General features: G+C 70.6%; 16 protein-coding genes. 9 read left to right on the top strand and 7 right to left on the bottom strand.

The genetic code is table 11. The features are described from left to right. Positions 1 to 185: 185 nt before the first annotated feature. Genes pdhA through BLR91_RS11075 form a run of 3 tightly spaced genes read left to right on the top strand, consistent with a single transcriptional unit; the run spans position 186 to position 3,735 of the window. Positions 186 to 1,316 carry a pyruvate dehydrogenase (acetyl-transferring) E1 component subunit alpha gene (gene pdhA, locus BLR91_RS11085; RefSeq protein ID WP_442911256.1) on the top strand — a complete coding sequence of 377 codons (1,131 nt, stop codon included), beginning with the start codon at positions 186 to 188 and terminating at the stop codon, positions 1,314 to 1,316. Then, a complete protein-coding gene (locus BLR91_RS11080) occupies positions 1,313 to 2,323 on the top strand; it encodes an alpha-ketoacid dehydrogenase subunit beta (protein ID WP_026307126.1) in 1,011 nt (336 codons plus the stop codon). Before pdhA ends, BLR91_RS11080 begins: the two co-directional genes overlap by 4 nt. Then, the gene (locus BLR91_RS11075) at positions 2,323 to 3,735 is read left to right on the top strand and encodes a dihydrolipoamide acetyltransferase family protein (protein WP_089875308.1); all 1,413 of its coding nucleotides are present in this window, start codon (positions 2,323 to 2,325) and stop codon (positions 3,733 to 3,735) included. Before BLR91_RS11080 ends, BLR91_RS11075 begins: the two co-directional genes overlap by 1 nt. Positions 3,736 to 3,833: 98 nt before the next feature. Here the strand turns inward: BLR91_RS11075 and BLR91_RS11070 are convergent, their stop codons facing one another. From BLR91_RS11070 to dapD, 6 genes are read right to left on the bottom strand one after another with little or no spacing between them, the layout of a single operon-like run. After that, positions 3,834 to 4,163 (bottom strand): hypothetical protein, encoded by a 330-nt coding sequence (locus BLR91_RS11070; protein WP_089875309.1) that lies wholly within the window; start codon positions 4,161 to 4,163, stop codon positions 3,834 to 3,836. Then, positions 4,157 to 4,516: a hypothetical protein gene (locus BLR91_RS11065; RefSeq protein ID WP_089875310.1), complete on the bottom strand. Its 360-nt coding sequence runs from the start codon at positions 4,514 to 4,516 to the stop codon at positions 4,157 to 4,159. The genes BLR91_RS11070 and BLR91_RS11065 overlap by 7 nt, the downstream gene beginning before the upstream one ends. A 12-nt stretch (positions 4,517 to 4,528) precedes the next feature. Beyond that, the gene (locus BLR91_RS11060; RefSeq protein WP_089875311.1) at positions 4,529 to 5,761 is read right to left on the bottom strand and encodes a DUF6792 domain-containing protein; all 1,233 of its coding nucleotides are present in this window, start codon (positions 5,759 to 5,761) and stop codon (positions 4,529 to 4,531) included. Then, the gene (locus BLR91_RS11055) at positions 5,758 to 6,174 is read right to left on the bottom strand and encodes a hypothetical protein (RefSeq protein ID WP_231918890.1); all 417 of its coding nucleotides are present in this window, start codon (positions 6,172 to 6,174) and stop codon (positions 5,758 to 5,760) included. Before BLR91_RS11055 ends, BLR91_RS11060 begins: the two co-directional genes overlap by 4 nt. Positions 6,175 to 6,226: 52 nt before the next feature. Beyond that, positions 6,227 to 6,634: a hypothetical protein gene (locus BLR91_RS11050; RefSeq protein WP_231918889.1), complete on the bottom strand. Its 408-nt coding sequence runs from the start codon at positions 6,632 to 6,634 to the stop codon at positions 6,227 to 6,229. Between the two features lie 53 nt (positions 6,635 to 6,687). Beyond that, positions 6,688 to 7,698 carry a 2,3,4,5-tetrahydropyridine-2,6-dicarboxylate N-succinyltransferase gene (dapD, locus tag BLR91_RS11045; RefSeq protein ID WP_089875313.1) on the bottom strand — a complete coding sequence of 337 codons (1,011 nt, stop codon included), beginning with the start codon at positions 7,696 to 7,698 and terminating at the stop codon, positions 6,688 to 6,690. Between the two features lie 17 nt (positions 7,699 to 7,715). Here dapD and dapE point away from each other — a divergent pair, with 17 nt between their 5' ends. The 3 genes from dapE to BLR91_RS11030 all read left to right on the top strand — a co-directional run bounded on the left by dapE (position 7,716) and on the right by BLR91_RS11030 (position 10,289). After that, positions 7,716 to 8,813, top strand: coding sequence for a succinyl-diaminopimelate desuccinylase (dapE, locus tag BLR91_RS11040; RefSeq protein ID WP_089875314.1), 1,098 nt, complete (start codon positions 7,716 to 7,718; stop codon positions 8,811 to 8,813). Continuing rightward, positions 8,782 to 10,047: a hypothetical protein gene (locus BLR91_RS11035; RefSeq protein ID WP_089875315.1), complete on the top strand. Its 1,266-nt coding sequence runs from the start codon at positions 8,782 to 8,784 to the stop codon at positions 10,045 to 10,047. The genes dapE and BLR91_RS11035 overlap by 32 nt, the downstream gene beginning before the upstream one ends. 68 nt (positions 10,048 to 10,115) lie before the next feature. Next, entirely contained in the window at positions 10,116 to 10,289 is a 174-nt protein-coding gene (locus tag BLR91_RS11030) for a DUF3117 domain-containing protein (RefSeq protein ID WP_018190460.1), read from the top strand. Positions 10,290 to 10,368: 79 nt separating this feature from the next. On the opposite strand, the gene BLR91_RS11025 is transcribed toward BLR91_RS11030, so the two are convergent. Beyond that, complete coding sequence (locus tag BLR91_RS11025; RefSeq protein WP_018190461.1) at positions 10,369 to 11,001, bottom strand: O-methyltransferase; 633 nt, start codon at positions 10,999 to 11,001, stop codon at positions 10,369 to 10,371. 97 nt (positions 11,002 to 11,098) lie between these two features. Here BLR91_RS11025 and BLR91_RS11020 point away from each other — a divergent pair, with 97 nt between their 5' ends. From BLR91_RS11020 to BLR91_RS11010, 3 genes are read left to right on the top strand one after another with little or no spacing between them, the layout of a single operon-like run. Beyond that, a complete protein-coding gene (locus tag BLR91_RS11020; RefSeq protein WP_018190462.1) occupies positions 11,099 to 11,461 on the top strand; it encodes a twin-arginine translocase TatA/TatE family subunit in 363 nt (120 codons plus the stop codon). Positions 11,462 to 11,507: 46 nt separating this feature from the next. After that, positions 11,508 to 12,881, top strand: a complete 1,374-nt coding sequence (locus BLR91_RS11015; protein WP_089875316.1) for an MFS transporter — start codon at positions 11,508 to 11,510, stop codon at positions 12,879 to 12,881. Next, a complete protein-coding gene (locus tag BLR91_RS11010) occupies positions 12,868 to 14,367 on the top strand; it encodes a pyridoxal phosphate-dependent decarboxylase family protein (RefSeq protein WP_089875317.1) in 1,500 nt (499 codons plus the stop codon). The genes BLR91_RS11015 and BLR91_RS11010 overlap by 14 nt, the downstream gene beginning before the upstream one ends. Positions 14,368 to 14,386: the final 19 nt, after the last annotated feature.

The following is a 14,386-nucleotide window of genomic DNA, read 5'->3' as shown; positions in this document are numbered from 1 at the left end:
CCGATGGTTGTGCGCGCTGATCGCACAGCGTAGCCTTCCACCTAATTCCGGCGAAGGGGCCGGAAGCCGGTCGTGCGCGCCACAAGCAGCGTCGGCCGGGCGCGAGAGTGAAGGTTGCGTGAACCGTGACGATCGACAATCAGCCCGCCACCCGTCGGGGCGGCTCCCACACGGACCTCGGTGCCATGGACGAGCTCCGGCTCGGCGAGGACGGCCTCCGCGAGACCAGCATGAGCGACCTCGGGCTCGTCCGCCTCCTCGACTCCGACGGCGTCCGGCACGAGGACGACCGCTACGACGCCTGGGTCTCCGACATCGGAACCGACCAGCTGCTCGCGCTCTACGAGGACATGCAGGTCATCCGCCGCATCGACGCCGAGGCGACCGCACTGCAGCGTCAGGGCGAGCTCGGTCTCTGGCCGCCGCTGCTGGGCCAGGAGGCCGCTCAGATCGGCTCCGGGCGCGCGCTCCGCACCGACGACTTCGTCTTCTCCAGCTACCGCGAGCACGGCGTCGCGTACTGCCGCGGCGCCGGCCTGGTCGACCTGCTGCGTGTCTGGCGCGGCACGACCCAGAGCGGCTGGAACCCGTACGACATCAACATGGCCACCCCGCAGGTGATCATCGGCGCTCAGACGCTTCACGCGACCGGCTACGCCCTCGGCATCCAGGCCGACGGCACCGATGCGGTGGCGGTCGCCTACTTCGGCGACGGCGCCACCAGCGAAGGGGATGTGAACGAAGCACTGATCTTCGCGGCGACGTACGCGGCCCCCGTGATCTTCTTCTGCCAGAACAACCAGTACGCGATCTCGGAGCCGGTGTCCCTTCAGGCGCAGCGTCCCATCGCCGACCGCGCGCCCGGCTTCGGCGTGCCGAGCGTCCGTGTCGACGGCAACGACGTGCTGGCCGTGCTCGCGGTGACGCGCGCATCGCTCGACCGCGCCCGCTCCGGTGGCGGCCCCACCTTCATCGAGGCGGTGACGTACCGGATGGGACCGCACACGACCGCCGACGACCCGACCCGCTACCGCGACGCGTCCGAACTCGACGCCTGGCGCGGCAAGGACCCGCTCGCCCGGGTGGAGGCGTACCTCGTCGCGCAGGGAGCCCTCACGGACGAACGCCGCGCGGCGATCACCGCGAAGGCCGACGCCGTCGCGGCAGAGATGCGCGCGGGCATCACCACGCTCGCCGACCCCGACCCGCTCACCGTCTTCGACAACGTGTACGCCGAACCGCACACCGGCCTCACGCGCCAGCGGGACCACTACTCGCGCTACCTGCGCACCTTCGTGGGGAGCGACGGACGATGACCTCACTGAGCATGGCCAAGGCCATCAATGCCGGGCTCCGGCGAGCGCTGGCCGCCGACGACCACGTCGTCCTGATGGGGGAGGACATCGGCACGCTCGGCGGCGTCTTCCGCGTCACGGACGGCCTGCAGACCGAGTTCGGGCCGCGCCGGGTGATGGACTCGCCGCTCGCGGAGTCCGGGATCCTGGGCACGGCGGTCGGGATGGCGTACCGCGGGTACCGGCCGGTGGTGGAGATCCAGTTCGACGGCTTCATCTATCCGGCTTTCGACCAGATCGTGAACCAGGTCGCGCGGATGCACTACCGGACGCAGGGCGCTGTGCGCATGCCGATCGTGATCCGGGTGCCGTTCGCGGGCGGCATCGGCTCGGCCGAGCACCACTCGGACTCGCCGGAGGCGTACTTCGCGCACACCGCCGGGCTGCGAGTGGTCAGCCCGTCCGATCCGCAGGACGCGTTCACGCTCATCCAGCAGGCCATCGCGTCGGACGACCCGGTGCTGTTCTTCGAGCCGAAGCGCCGCTACCACGCCAAGGGCGAGGTGGATGAGGACGCCCCGCTCGCCGACGCGCGCCCGATGGGCACAGCGCGGGTGCTGACGCAGGGCACCGACGTGACCCTGGTCACGTACGGCGGACTGGTGCAACTCGCGCGCGACGCGGCCGTGGCCGCGGGCGACGAGGGCGTGTCGGTGGAGGTCATCGACCTGCGCTCGCTGTCGCCGCTCGACCTCGACACGGTCGTCGCGTCGGTGAAGCGCACCGGCCGTCTCGTGGTGACGCATGAGGCTGCGTTGTCGGGAGGGCTGGCCGCCGAGATCTCGGCGTCGATCACCGAGCGGTGCTTCTACCACCTGGAGCACGCGCCGGTGCGTGTGACCGGGCACGACATCCCGTACCCGCCGGCACGCCTGGAGTCGGCGCACCTGCCGGACCTGGACCGCATCCTGGACGGCATCGACCGCGCCATGGACCGCCCGAACTCGCTGAGCGGGGTGGAGGACTGATGGCCGTCCGCGAGTTCGCGCTGCCCGACCTCGGCGAGGGACTGACCGAGTCGGAATTGGTCGCCTGGAAGGTCGCCGTCGGCGACACCGTGCAGCTCAACCAGATCATCGCCGAGGTGGAGACGGCCAAGGCGCTCGTCGAGCTGCCGGCGCCGTACGACGGGCGCGTCTCCCGCCTGTTCGTGGAGCCGGGGGTCACGGTGGCCGTCGGCGAGCCGCTCGTGGCGTTCGAGGTGGATGCGGGCGAGCCGGAGGGGGACGCGCTGGCGGCTCCTGCTGCTCCCGCGTCGGAGACGGCTCCTGCGGCGTCGCCGGACGGGCGAGAGCCGACGCTGGTCGGATATGGCGCGCGGCCGGAGTCGGGTGCGCGCCCGGCGCGGAGGGCACGGCCGGGGTTGGCCGTGGCCGGAAGTGCGGCGGCGGGTGCGGGTTCGGTCGCGACGGCCCAGACGGCCGTGACGACTGTGGCTGCGACTGCCTCAGCTGCCTCGCCGGCCCCGAACACGGGCGCGACGGCGACCGCGTTGGCCGAGCGCCCGCGCGCGACCCCGCCGGTGCGCAAATTCGCGCGCGAGCTCGGTGTCGACCTGGCGTCGGTGGCCGGCTCGGGTGACCGCGGGCTGATCACGCGTGGGGATGTGCAGCAGTACGCCGAACAGCGGGGGAGCGGCTCCGCGACAGCGGCCGGCGCGGCCACGGTGGATGCGGGAGCGCGCGAGAAGCGCATCCCGATCCGGGGCGTCCGCAAGGCGACCGCCGACGCGATGGTCCGGAGCGCGTTCGGTGCGCCGCAGGCGACCGTGTTCCTGACGATCGACGTGACGCCGACGATGGAGCTGATCTCGCGACTGCGCGCGCTGCCCGAGCTGGCCGAGGCGCGGCCGGGGCTGCTGGCCGTCGTCGCCAAGGCGCTGCTGCTTGCGGTGCGCCGAACCCCGGAGGTCAACTCCCGGTGGGACGATGCCGCGAACGAGATCGTCCAGGCGGAGTACGTGCATCTCGGCATCGCGGCGGCGACGCCGCGTGGGCTGATGGTGCCGGTGATCCGAGACGCGGACGGCATGACGCTCGGCGGCCTCTCCGGCGCGATCCGCAGCCTCGCCGAGACCGCGCGGGCGGGTCGGACCGCCCCGGCGGACCTCAGCGGCGGCACGATCACGATCACCAACGTCGGCGTGTTCGGCGTGGATGCGGGGACGCCCATCCTGACGCCCGGTGAGGCGGCGATCCTCGCTGTGGGCGCGGTGCGTCGTCAGCCGTGGGAGCACGACGGCGGCATCGCGCTCCGCCAGGTGCTCACCCTCGCGCTGACGTTCGACCACCGGATCGTCGACGGCGAGCAGGCCTCCCGCTTCCTCGCCGACATCGGCCGCATCCTCGCCGACCCCGCCTCCGTCCTCACCCTCGTCTAGCGAGTATCTGGTTGACGAGACATGCCGTTCCCGCTCTCGGGCGGACGGCGTGTCGCGTCAACCGCACCGGCGTGGACCGTCTTGGCCGGCCCGGGGCTTCAGCGGTGATCTTGTACAAACCGTTCCCGTTCGCGGGACTGCTCTCGCTGCAGGTCTTCGTATTGCTCCTGGTACCTGGTCACGACGCGGTCCGCCTCGTGAGCCGCTTCCTCGTGCCGGTCGGCGAAACGCTGGAACTCGTGGCGGAAGTCGGGGTCATCGGCGGCACCATGCTGAGCGACGGCCTGGTAGACGCTCTCCTGGATCCGGTCGATCTGCGACCGGTAGTGCATGAGATGCTCTTCCGCGTCTTCCAGTCGGCGCCGGGCAGCTGCGCTCTCCTCGTCGTGGGCGCTCTCGAGTTCGCCGAGCGATCGATACGTCACCATGTGATGCTGTTCACCGCCTTGCCGTAGTCGCTGTCCGCTTTCAGCGTGTCGATCCCCTGGGCGACCTTCTTCGCGACCTCGCCTCCGAGCACGGTGTTGCTGAACGCGGCGCCACCGAGGGTGAGGCCGATACGGCCGCTCGAGGCGGAAACGACCGCCAGGGCGGCCGCCTGCACCGGTACCGAACCGGCCCGGACGATTGTCGGGAGGGCGAGGTTCAGCAGGTCGACCGCAGCCCGGTGCAGGATCTGATCGACGTGAGTCAGGGTTTCGACCGCGTCCGAGGCGGTTCTGAGGGCGTCATCCAGCACGTCAGCAATGGTGCTGGACGAGATCTCCGGTAAGAACGACACGAGCGTCTCCTTTCAGCGCAGCGGTGAGAAGCGGGACGCCCACTGGCCATCCTGCTCCAGTGTGTGAACGACGGCCTTGACGACCCCTTCGGACAATTGGGCGACCACGAGCGTGTGAGTGTCGACGCGCCGGTCCACCTCTGCGACCGCGTCGAGGTCGATGCGCTGGTGCGGATTCAGCCGGTGGGTGCTGATGCATTCCTCTACATCCGCCGGAGTGACGAAGGGGATCATCGACACCGTGCTCCTGCCGGCATCCAGGACGGACTGCAGCTGACCGGGAAGGCCGGCGTTCGCCGCCTTGATGGCCTCCAGGGAGATGCCCAGCGAGCCGATCGAGGAGGCCAGGTCGAGCGCGGCCACGGTATCGACCAGGACCGTGGCGCCGGAGGCGATGGTTCCGACGACCTCTCCGACCAGGGGCAGGCGCAGACGTCCGTACAGGCCGGCGATGATCGGCGTGAACTGAGGCTGCAGGCCGGCCGGGAGTCCCGCAACCTGGTTCTGGCTGATCTCCCAGTCGCTGCGACCCTCCACTCCCAGACGCTTGAGCGAGCCGTCGGCGTTGAACTCGTAGGCCGTCTCCAGATCGTGGTGACCGAATGGTCCCTTTCCCCGCGGACCGCCGACGTACTTCGCGGCCCCGGTGCCGTTGCCCGACAGGTTCCCGATCAGGTCCCACTCGTTGACATAGTTGACCATCGGGTTACGGCCGGCGTCCCGCTGCCTCTGAAGCCATTCCTTCGCCCGCGGAGAAAGGCTGTCCCAGGGGTCCGGACCATTGAAGGACACTCCGGCCCAACCGAACTCTGCCGCGACCAGCATCGCCTGCCACCCGCCGAGCGAATGCCCCACCGTGGAGTACGACGCTTCGGGGTGCTCTTTCTTGACGCTCTCCCGGACCCGTCGGGCGAACTCCATCGCCTCCGACGCCTGCGTACCGGGCCCGGTGTCCCCGCCCACGACCGACATGGTGTCTGCGAGGATGTCCGCCCGATGCTCCGGGTTCGTGCCGGCGAATGCGATCGTGACGTGCGAGAAGTCCGGCTTGCCTGCGACCACGGGCACCACCGCCATGCCCTGGAACCCGGAGACCGGATCGTGGTGCGAGTCGTAGACGAGGTACTCGACATCGTCGGGACCTACCTTGAATCTTGAGCCTGCGGTGTACGGAGGGTCCCGGGCCAGCGGGTCGACGAGATACGCCTCTTTGGCGATGTCATGGTCTTCCTTCTGCGTCGTCATTCGAAGACCTCCGATGTGCCGTCGCTGTAGAACACGGTCATGGCGATGCGAGGTACCGAAGGGGGAAGAGTGGGCATCATCGGAGGCGAGTCTCCTAGCGGAAATCCGAGCGTGTCGGGGCCGATGATCACCTCTATCTCCTCCCCGTCGAGGGTGGCGATCGCGTTGACGCTCCAGGCCGCTCCGAGTCCCGGCTTGCCACCTTCGCGCTTGAACCGGATCTCTTCGACATTCGCCCATCGCGAACGGAAGTGAAGGGCCGACTCTCGTTGGTACTCGAGATTCGACTTCGGTCTCTCGGTCGAGTTCCCGTACAGAATGCGGTCTCCCATCTCAGCGCACGCGGTCGTGCCCGCGAGCAGCGCACCAGCGACCGCCAGCCCTGCGACAACTGTCCGAAATTTGTTCATCACTCTCAGAGACGATGGGAGTATCAGATCATGACGTGACACGCACGTACTGGCATCAGTCGATGACCTCGGTTGACCCATCGCTGTAAGTCACCGTCAGGACCACGGGCGAGGCTGTCGGGGGCAACGTCGGCGTCTTGGGAGGTGGATCGGTATGCAGAACCGCCAGCGCGTGCGGGCCGATGATCACCTCGTAGTCCCTGCCCTCGATGGTGGCGACAGCATTCGCGCGCCACGAGGCACCGAGGCCTGGCTTGCCGCCCTCCTCCGTGAAGCGAATTCGTTCCACGTTCGCCCACACCGTGCGGAACTCCAATGCCGACTCCCGCTGATACTCGTGAGTCGACTTCGGCTTCAGCGTTCCGTACAGGATGCGGTGCCCGACGTCACCGCATCCGGTCGTGCCCAGGAGCACCGCCCCGGCGACCGCCAGCCCGGCAACAGCCGTCCAAACTCTGCTCATCACCCTCAAAGACGAGGGGCCGCGTCGGATCGTGACGCGAGGGGGCAGCGGGGCTAGGCGTGCAGCGCCGCGTTGAGCTCCACGCCGGTGCCGTTGCGGCGGAGGACCTCGACGGCTCCCGTGAGGGAGTTGCGGCGGAAGAGGAGGCCGGGCTGACCGGACAGCTCGGCGGCCTTCACCGTGCGGGGGCGGCCGTCCGCGGTCGGCGCCTCGCCGACCAGCACGACCTTGGTTCCTGCGGTCACGTAGAGACCGGCCTCGACGACCGAGTCGTCGCCGATCGAGATGCCGATGCCAGAGTTCGCGCCGAGCAGGGCCCGCTCGCCGATCGAGACGCGGTGCGTTCCGCCGCCGGACAGCGTCCCCATGATGGATGCGCCGCCGCCGATGTCCGAGCCGTCGCCCACGACGACGCCCTGCGAGATACGGCCTTCGACCATCGAGGTGCCGAGTGTGCCGGAGTTGAAGTTGACGAATCCCTCGTGCATCACGGTCGTGCCCGGGGCCAGGTGCGCGCCGAGGCGCACCCGGGATGCGTCGGCGATGCGCACGCGCTCCGGCGTCACGTAGTCGAGCAGCCGCGGGAACTTGTCGATGCCCGAGACCTGGATGCCGGCGCGCTGCAGACGCGGACGCAACCGGTCGAGGTCGGCCGGGTTCACCGGTCCGGCGTTCGTCCACGCGACGGTGGGCAGGTGCGCGAACACGCCGTCCAGGTTGAGGCCGTTGGGCTGCACGAGCAGGTGCGACAGCAGGTGCAGGCGCAGGTACGCGTCGGGCGTGGAGGCGGGAGGCGCATCCAGTTCGATCTCGACCGTCACGATGTCGACGCGCACGGCGCGGCGCGGGTCGTCGCCGGCCAGCTCCTCGAGCTCGGCCGGGGCGATCCAGCGGTCGCGGCCCGCCGGCAGCCTGCCGAGCTGGGGCTCGGGGAACCAGGTGTCGAGCACGGTTCCATCGGCGGACACCGTCGCGAGCCCGTAGCCCCAGGCGGAACGGACGTCGGTGGAACGGACGTCGGTGGAGCGGGGCGCGGCGGAATTTTCAGGCACGGCAGAGGGCATGCCCCTAGGTTAGTAGGGTGCAGATCAGCAGTGTTCCCCTCGACCTGACCGCCTCGTCCATCGACCTCACACGCCAGCTGTGCGACATCGAGTCCGTCTCCGGCGGGGAGGGCACCCTCGCCGACGCGATGGAGGCCGCGCTGACCGGCCTGCCGCATCTGGAGGTCATCCGCGACGGCGACGCGATCGTCGCGCGCACCGACCTGGGCCGCGGCCGGCGGGCGCTGATCGCCGGGCACATCGACACCGTCCCGCTCAACAACAACCTGCCGACGCGGTTCGAGGAGCACGACGGCATCCGCTATCTGTGGGGCCGCGGAACCGTGGATATGAAGGCCGGCGTCGCCGTGCAGCTGAAGCTCGCCGCCGAGCTGACAGATCCCTCCGTCGACGTCACGTGGATGTGGTACGACCACGAGGAGGTCAACGCCGAGCTGAACGGCCTCGGCCGCCTCGCCCGCAACCGGCCCGACCTCTTCGTCGGCGACTTCGGCATCCTCGGCGAGCCGAGCAACGGCGTCGTGGAGGGCGGCTGCAACGGCAACCTCCGCGTCGAAGTGCGCACCTACGGCCTGCGTGCCCACTCGGCCCGCGGCTGGGTCGGCGACAACGCCATCCACAAGGCCGCGCCCATCCTGGACATCCTCGCGGGCTACCAGGCGCGTGAGGTCGAGGTCGACGGGCTCGTCTACAAGGAGGGCCTCAATGCGGTCGGCATCTCCGGGGGAGTGGCCGGCAACATCATCCCGGACGAGTGCATGGTCCACATCAACTACCGCTTCGCTCCGTCGCGCTCGTCGCAGGAGGCCATCGAGCACATGCACGAGCTGTTCGGCGACTACGAGATCACGGTCGTCGACCGTGCAGACGGCGCCCGCCCGGGACTGGATGCGCCCCTCGCGCAGGAGTTCGTCGCCGCAGTCGGCGGTGTGGCGAAGCCGAAGTACGGGTGGACGGACGTCGCCCGGTTCAGCGCCATGGGCATCCCCGCGGTCAACTACGGCCCCGGCGACCCGCTGAAGGCGCACGCCGACGACGAGCGCGTCGACGTCGAGCAGATCGTCGCGGTCGAGGAGGGGCTGCGTGCCTGGCTCACCGGCGCCGGCGCGCGCTGACTCCACGGCGCTGCCGGATGAGGCGGGCGGCCGGGCGGTCGCCCGCGGCCCGTGGTGGACGCTGTGGTGGGTGCGGGTCCTCCTGATCTATCTGGGGGCGCGCGCGGTCACGACCGTCATCCTCCTGAGCTTCGCCGCCGCGGAGGGCGCGAACGCCTGGACGAGCGCGTCGCCCGACTACTTCTCGTTCGCGAACCTGTGGGACGGGCGCTGGTACGAGATCGTCGCCGGCTCCGGCTATCCCGCCGGCCTTCCGACGACCGACGGTGTGCATGTCGCCGAGAACGCGTGGGCGTTCCTCCCCGGCTACCCGGGGCTCGTCGACGCGGTCATGTTCCTGACCCGGTTGCCCTGGCCGATGGCCGCGGTGCTGGTGTCGTTCGCGGCGGGCGCCGGGGCGGCCCTGGTGTTCCATCAGCTGATGCGCCGCGTGGGCCTGAGCGCCTCGACCAGCCTGTTCGCTGTCGTCCTGTTCTGCGTCGCGCCCGTCTCGCCCCTGTTCCAGGTGGCGTACGCCGAGTCGCTGTACATCCTGCTTCTCGTGACCGCGCTGCTGCTGCTCGTCGAGCGGCGATACGCCTGGCTGTTCCCTGTCGTCCTGGCGATGGCATTCACGCGCCCGTCGGGGCTCGCGTTCGCCCTCGCCCTCGTGCTGCACGTCGGCTACCGGTGGATGCGGCGGCGCGACGACCCGTTCCCGGTGCGCGAGCGCGTGCTCAGCGTCTCGCTCGCCGTCTTCAGCGGCCTCGCGGGACTCGCCTGGCCGGCGATCGCCGCGATCGGGACGGGCTCGCTCACGGCCTACACCGACACGGAGCTGGCCTGGCGGTCGGCGTACATCGGGTACACGCACCTGGTGCCGTTCACGCCCTGGTTCCAGGGGGCCGACTGGTGGGCGAGCGCCATGCTCGGCATCCCCGGCTGGGTGGGCATGGCCGCGCTGGTCGTCATCGTGGCGCTGTTCGGCATCCTGCTGTTCTCCCCGGCGGTGCGGAGGCTCGGCGTCGACCTGCGGTTCTGGGTGGCCGCGTACTCGCTCTACCTGCTCGCCGTGTTCTTCCCGCAGTCGAGCACGTTCCGGCTGCTGATGCCGCTGTTCCCCCTGCTCGGCGCGCTCGCCCTGCCGCGGAGCCGGGTCTACCGCGTGGCGATCGTCGCCCTGTTCATCGCCCTGCAGGTGGGCTGGGTCGCCGTCTGCTGGTTCATCAACGGATACGACTGGTCACCTCCGTGATCCCTCCGATTTCCGCACGTCGGCAACGATGTCGGATAATAGAAGGACATCCACGAAAGGGGAGCTGCATGGCGGCCATGAAGCCGAGGACCGGGGACGGGCCGATGGAGGCTGTGAAGGAGGGACGGCTCATCATCGTGCGTGTGCCGCTCGAGGGTGGGGGACGACTGGTGGTCTCCGTCAACGACGCGGAAGCCAAAGAGCTCCACGACGCGCTTGCCAGCGTCGTGACCTCCGCCTGACCATACGCTGTATAGAGAAGGGCCCCGATCGAATCGATCGGGGCCCTTCTCGCATGTGTTGGGCCGGTGGGCCGGTCGCCTACGGCGCGAGCTTGGTGATCTGCAGCAGCCCCTCGCCGGCCGGCGACAGGGCGCTGATGACCGCGCCGGACGCGGACGTCTCGGTGATGAGCGTGCGGAAGCCGGTCGCGACCTCGTCACGCGCCGCCGGGTCGGCGACGCGTCCACGCCAGAGCGCGCGGGCGACGAGCACCGTTCCGCCCGGGCGCACCAGGCGCAGCCCGTGCTCGACGTACTCGATGACCGACTGCGGGTCGGCGTCGATGAAGACGATGTCGTACGAGTTCTCGTTCATACGCGGCAGCACCTCGAGCGCACGACCGGGGATGAGCCGCACACGGTTCGACGGCAGCCCCGCCTCGGTGAAGAACGCGCGGGCATGCTGCTGGTACTCGACCTCCACGTCGATGGAGGTGAGCTGCGCATCCGTGCCGCCGGTGAGGAGCCACAGGCCCGAGACTCCGACGCCGGTTCCGATCTCGACGACGTTCTCGGCACGCGTCGCCGCCACGACGACGGCCGCCTGGGCGCCGGTCGCGGGCGAGATGGGGTCGATGCCCAGTTCGAGCGACTGCTGCCGTGCCCGGGCGATCACATCGCTCTCGACGACGATGTCGTCGGCGAATCTCCAGTTCGAGTCCTTGTCTGACACTGCACTCCCGTCGATCGGCCTCGGGCGCGGGCCTCTTCACAGGATACGGCGGGCTCATGCGGCATCCGTGCAGGCACCGCCGCGATACCCTGGAAACGTGTTCGGGCTGACCTTCGACAAGCTGCTGATCGTGGCGGTGATCGCCGCGTTCGTCATCGGCCCGGAGCGCCTGCCCGCGTACGCCGCGAAGCTCGGTCAGCTGGTGCGGTCGCTGCGCGACTTCGCCAACGGCGCGAAGGACCGGATGCGGGATGAGATGGGCCCCGAGTTCGACGAGGTCGACTGGAAGAAGCTCGACCCCCGCCAGTACGACCCGCGCCGCATCATCCGCGAAGCGCTGCTCGAGGACGGCCCGGAGGCCGCCGGCGCGATCAAGCCCGTGACGCAGTCCGCGTACGCGCAGCGGAAGCTGCCGCTGACGGCCGGGGCGATCCCGCCGTACGACACCGAGTCCACCTGACGCGGCGCGGCGGGCTGCGCGGTCGCGCATCCACTACGCTGCGGACATGATCGCAACGGAGCAGTCGCTGAGCAGGGCGACCGTCGCGCGGTACGCCGTCGGGTCGCTCGGCACGGGCGGCTTCGCGACCCTTCCCGGGCTGGTGCTCGTGTACTACCTCACCGACTCGCTGGGTGTCGCCGCGATCGTCGCGGGCGTGGTCGTGACGGTGGCCAAGGTGTGGGACGTGGTGATCGACCCGGTGATCGGCGCCCGCAGCGACCGGATGCTCGCCGTGCGCGGCTCCCGCCGGCCGATGATGCTGCTCGGCGCGCTCGCGCTGCCGGTGTTCTTCCTGCTCACATTCGCCGTCCCGCCCGGGACGACGGCAGCGGCCGCCGCCGTCTGGGTGCTGCTCGCGTTCGTGCTGACGGCGACGGCGTTCAGCCTGTTCCAGGTGCCGTACATCGCGCTGCCGGCCGAGCTCGCATCCGGATACGACCAGAGGACGCGCCTGCTGACCTGGCGCGTGGTGGTTCTGACCTTCGCCATCCTGCTGTTCGGGGCGGGCGGGCCGGCGCTGCGGTCCCTCGGCGGGGGCAACGCCTTCGCGGGGTACTTCCTGATGGCACTGGTCGCGGGTGTGACGATCGGCGCCGGGATGCTCGTCTCGGCGTTCGTCGCGCCGCGCGGACTGCCCGCTGCCGAGCCGCCGGCGCGGGAGAGCATCGTCGCGACCGTGCGCTCGAACTACGCGGCCGGGGTGCGCGTGCTGCGCGACAGCCAGCCGTTCCGCGCTCTGCTGCTCACGTTCCTGCTGCAGGGACTGGCCACCGGCCTGATGCTCGCCGGGGCCAACTACGTCGCCACGTGGGTGCTCCACTCGGAGGACGCCGTGACGTTCCTGTTCGTGGCGCTCATCGGCCCCGCGCTCATCGTGACGCCGCTGTGGGGCGTCATCGCGCGCCGCATCGGCAAGGAGCGCGGGTTCGTGATCGCGAGCGTCCTGTTCGGGCTGGCGGCCCTGTCCATGGTCGCGCTGCTGTGGGCGCCCGGCGCGTGGGTCTATGCCCCCGTGGCGCTGGCGGGAGCCGGGTACGCGGGCATGCAGTCCCTGCCGATGGCCATGCTGCCCGACGTCATCTCGCACGACGCGCGGCGCAACGGCGAGGGTCGGGCGGGAACGTTCGGCGGCATGTGGACAGCGGGGGAGACGACGGGCATGGCGCTCGGCGCGACCGTGCTGAGCATCGTGCTCGCGGTGAGCGGCTACGTCTCGCGCAGTGCGGCCGTGGCGGAGGCGGGCGCGTCTCAGCCGGCCAGCGCCGTCGCCGGGATCGCCCTGAGCTTCAGCCTCGTGCCGGCGATCATCATCGCGATCAGCCTGGTGCCGCTGGCGCGCTACCGGCTCCGGAAGGGAGACATCGATGTCGTCGTTTGACGCAGCGGCCATCCTCGGGCGCCTCGCCGCCCTGCGCGAGGCGGACGCCCCGACGCACGGCGGCCGGGTGCTGAGCTACGTGTACGACTCGGGGATGCCCGAGATCGACGAGCTCGCGGCCGAGGCCATGCGGCTGGTGCAGCCGGTGAACGGCCTGGACCCGACGACATTCACGTCCGTCGCGGTGATGGAGCGCGAAGTCGTCGGGTTCGCCCGCGAGCTGCTGCACGGCGGGGACGACGTGGTCGGCTCGGTGACCTCAGGAGGCACGGAGTCGTGCCTGCTCGCCGTGAAGACCGCGCGCGACCTCTGGCGCGCCGCGGGCGGCACGGGGACGCCCCGCCTGCTCGCGCCCGTGACCGTGCATGCGGCGTTCCAGAAGGCGGCGGCACTGTTCGACCTGACGCTGGACCTCGTGCCTGTGGATGCGCGGACCGGGCGGCTCGACGCATCCCGTCTGATCGAGCGCATCGGTCCGGACGTCGCGCTGGTCGTCGTCTCGGCGCCCTCGTACCCGTACGCGACACTCGACCCGATCGAGGAGGTGGCCGCCGCGTGCGACGACGCCGGGGTGGCCTGCCATGTGGATGCCTGCATCGGCGGGTGGATCCTGCCGTTCTGGCGGGCGGCGGACGGATCGGCGCTGCCGGCGTGGGACTTCCGGGTGCCCGGCGTGACGAGCGTCTCGGCCGACCTCCACAAGTACGGCTACGCGCCGAAGGGAGCCAGCGTCCTTCTGCAGCGCGGGCGCGACCGTCAGCGGCGCCAGTACTTCGCGACGACCGGCTGGCCGGGGTATCCGGTCGTCAACTCCACCCTGCTCGGGTCGAAGTCGGCCGGGTCGCTCGCGGCATCCTGGGCGATCATCCAGGCGCTCGGAGCCCGCGGTTTCGGCGGCCTCGCCGAGTCGTGCCGTCGTGCCACCCGCGGGCTGCAGGACATCGTCGGCGACATCGAGGGGCTGCGCGTGCTCGGCGACCCGACCGGTCCGCTGCTCGCCGTCACGACCGACGACGCGGTGCCGCCGGAGCGCCGCGTCGACCCGCACCACTGGGCCGACCGGGTGCGGCGCCGCGGCTGGGTGTTGCAGCTGCAGCCGGGGCTGGTGCAGCCGGACGGCACGCGCCTCCCGCACACCACCCACCTCACGATCACGCCGGTGACGGAGGCGCGGATCGACGAATTGGAGGCGGCCCTGCGCGGTGCCGCCGACGAGGCGCGCGGCGTGCCCCCTGTCGACGGGGATGCGGTGCTCGCCGCCCTGCCGGGGGACCTGTTGGCGGGGCTCGCGGCGGGCGACCTGGAGCTCGACTCGGCGACGGCTGCCCACATCCTGGGCTCGATCGGCCTCGCGGGAGGCGCGACCCCCGGCCTCCCCGACGATCAAGCACCGCTGCTCGCGCTCGTCTCGGCGTTGCCGCGCCCCGTCACCGAACGCCTCCTCACCGAGCTGCTCGCCCGGGCCGTAGAGCCTCCCGACGCCTGACCCCGTCCGGTGTCCCAAG

Origin of the sequence: Leifsonia sp. 466MF (genome assembly GCF_900100265.1) — a bacterium.
Lineage (GTDB): Bacteria > Actinomycetota > Actinomycetes > Actinomycetales > Microbacteriaceae > Leifsonia.
The sequence above is the reverse complement of the archived record's forward strand: the minus strand, read 5'-3'. Positions and strand labels throughout refer to the sequence as shown.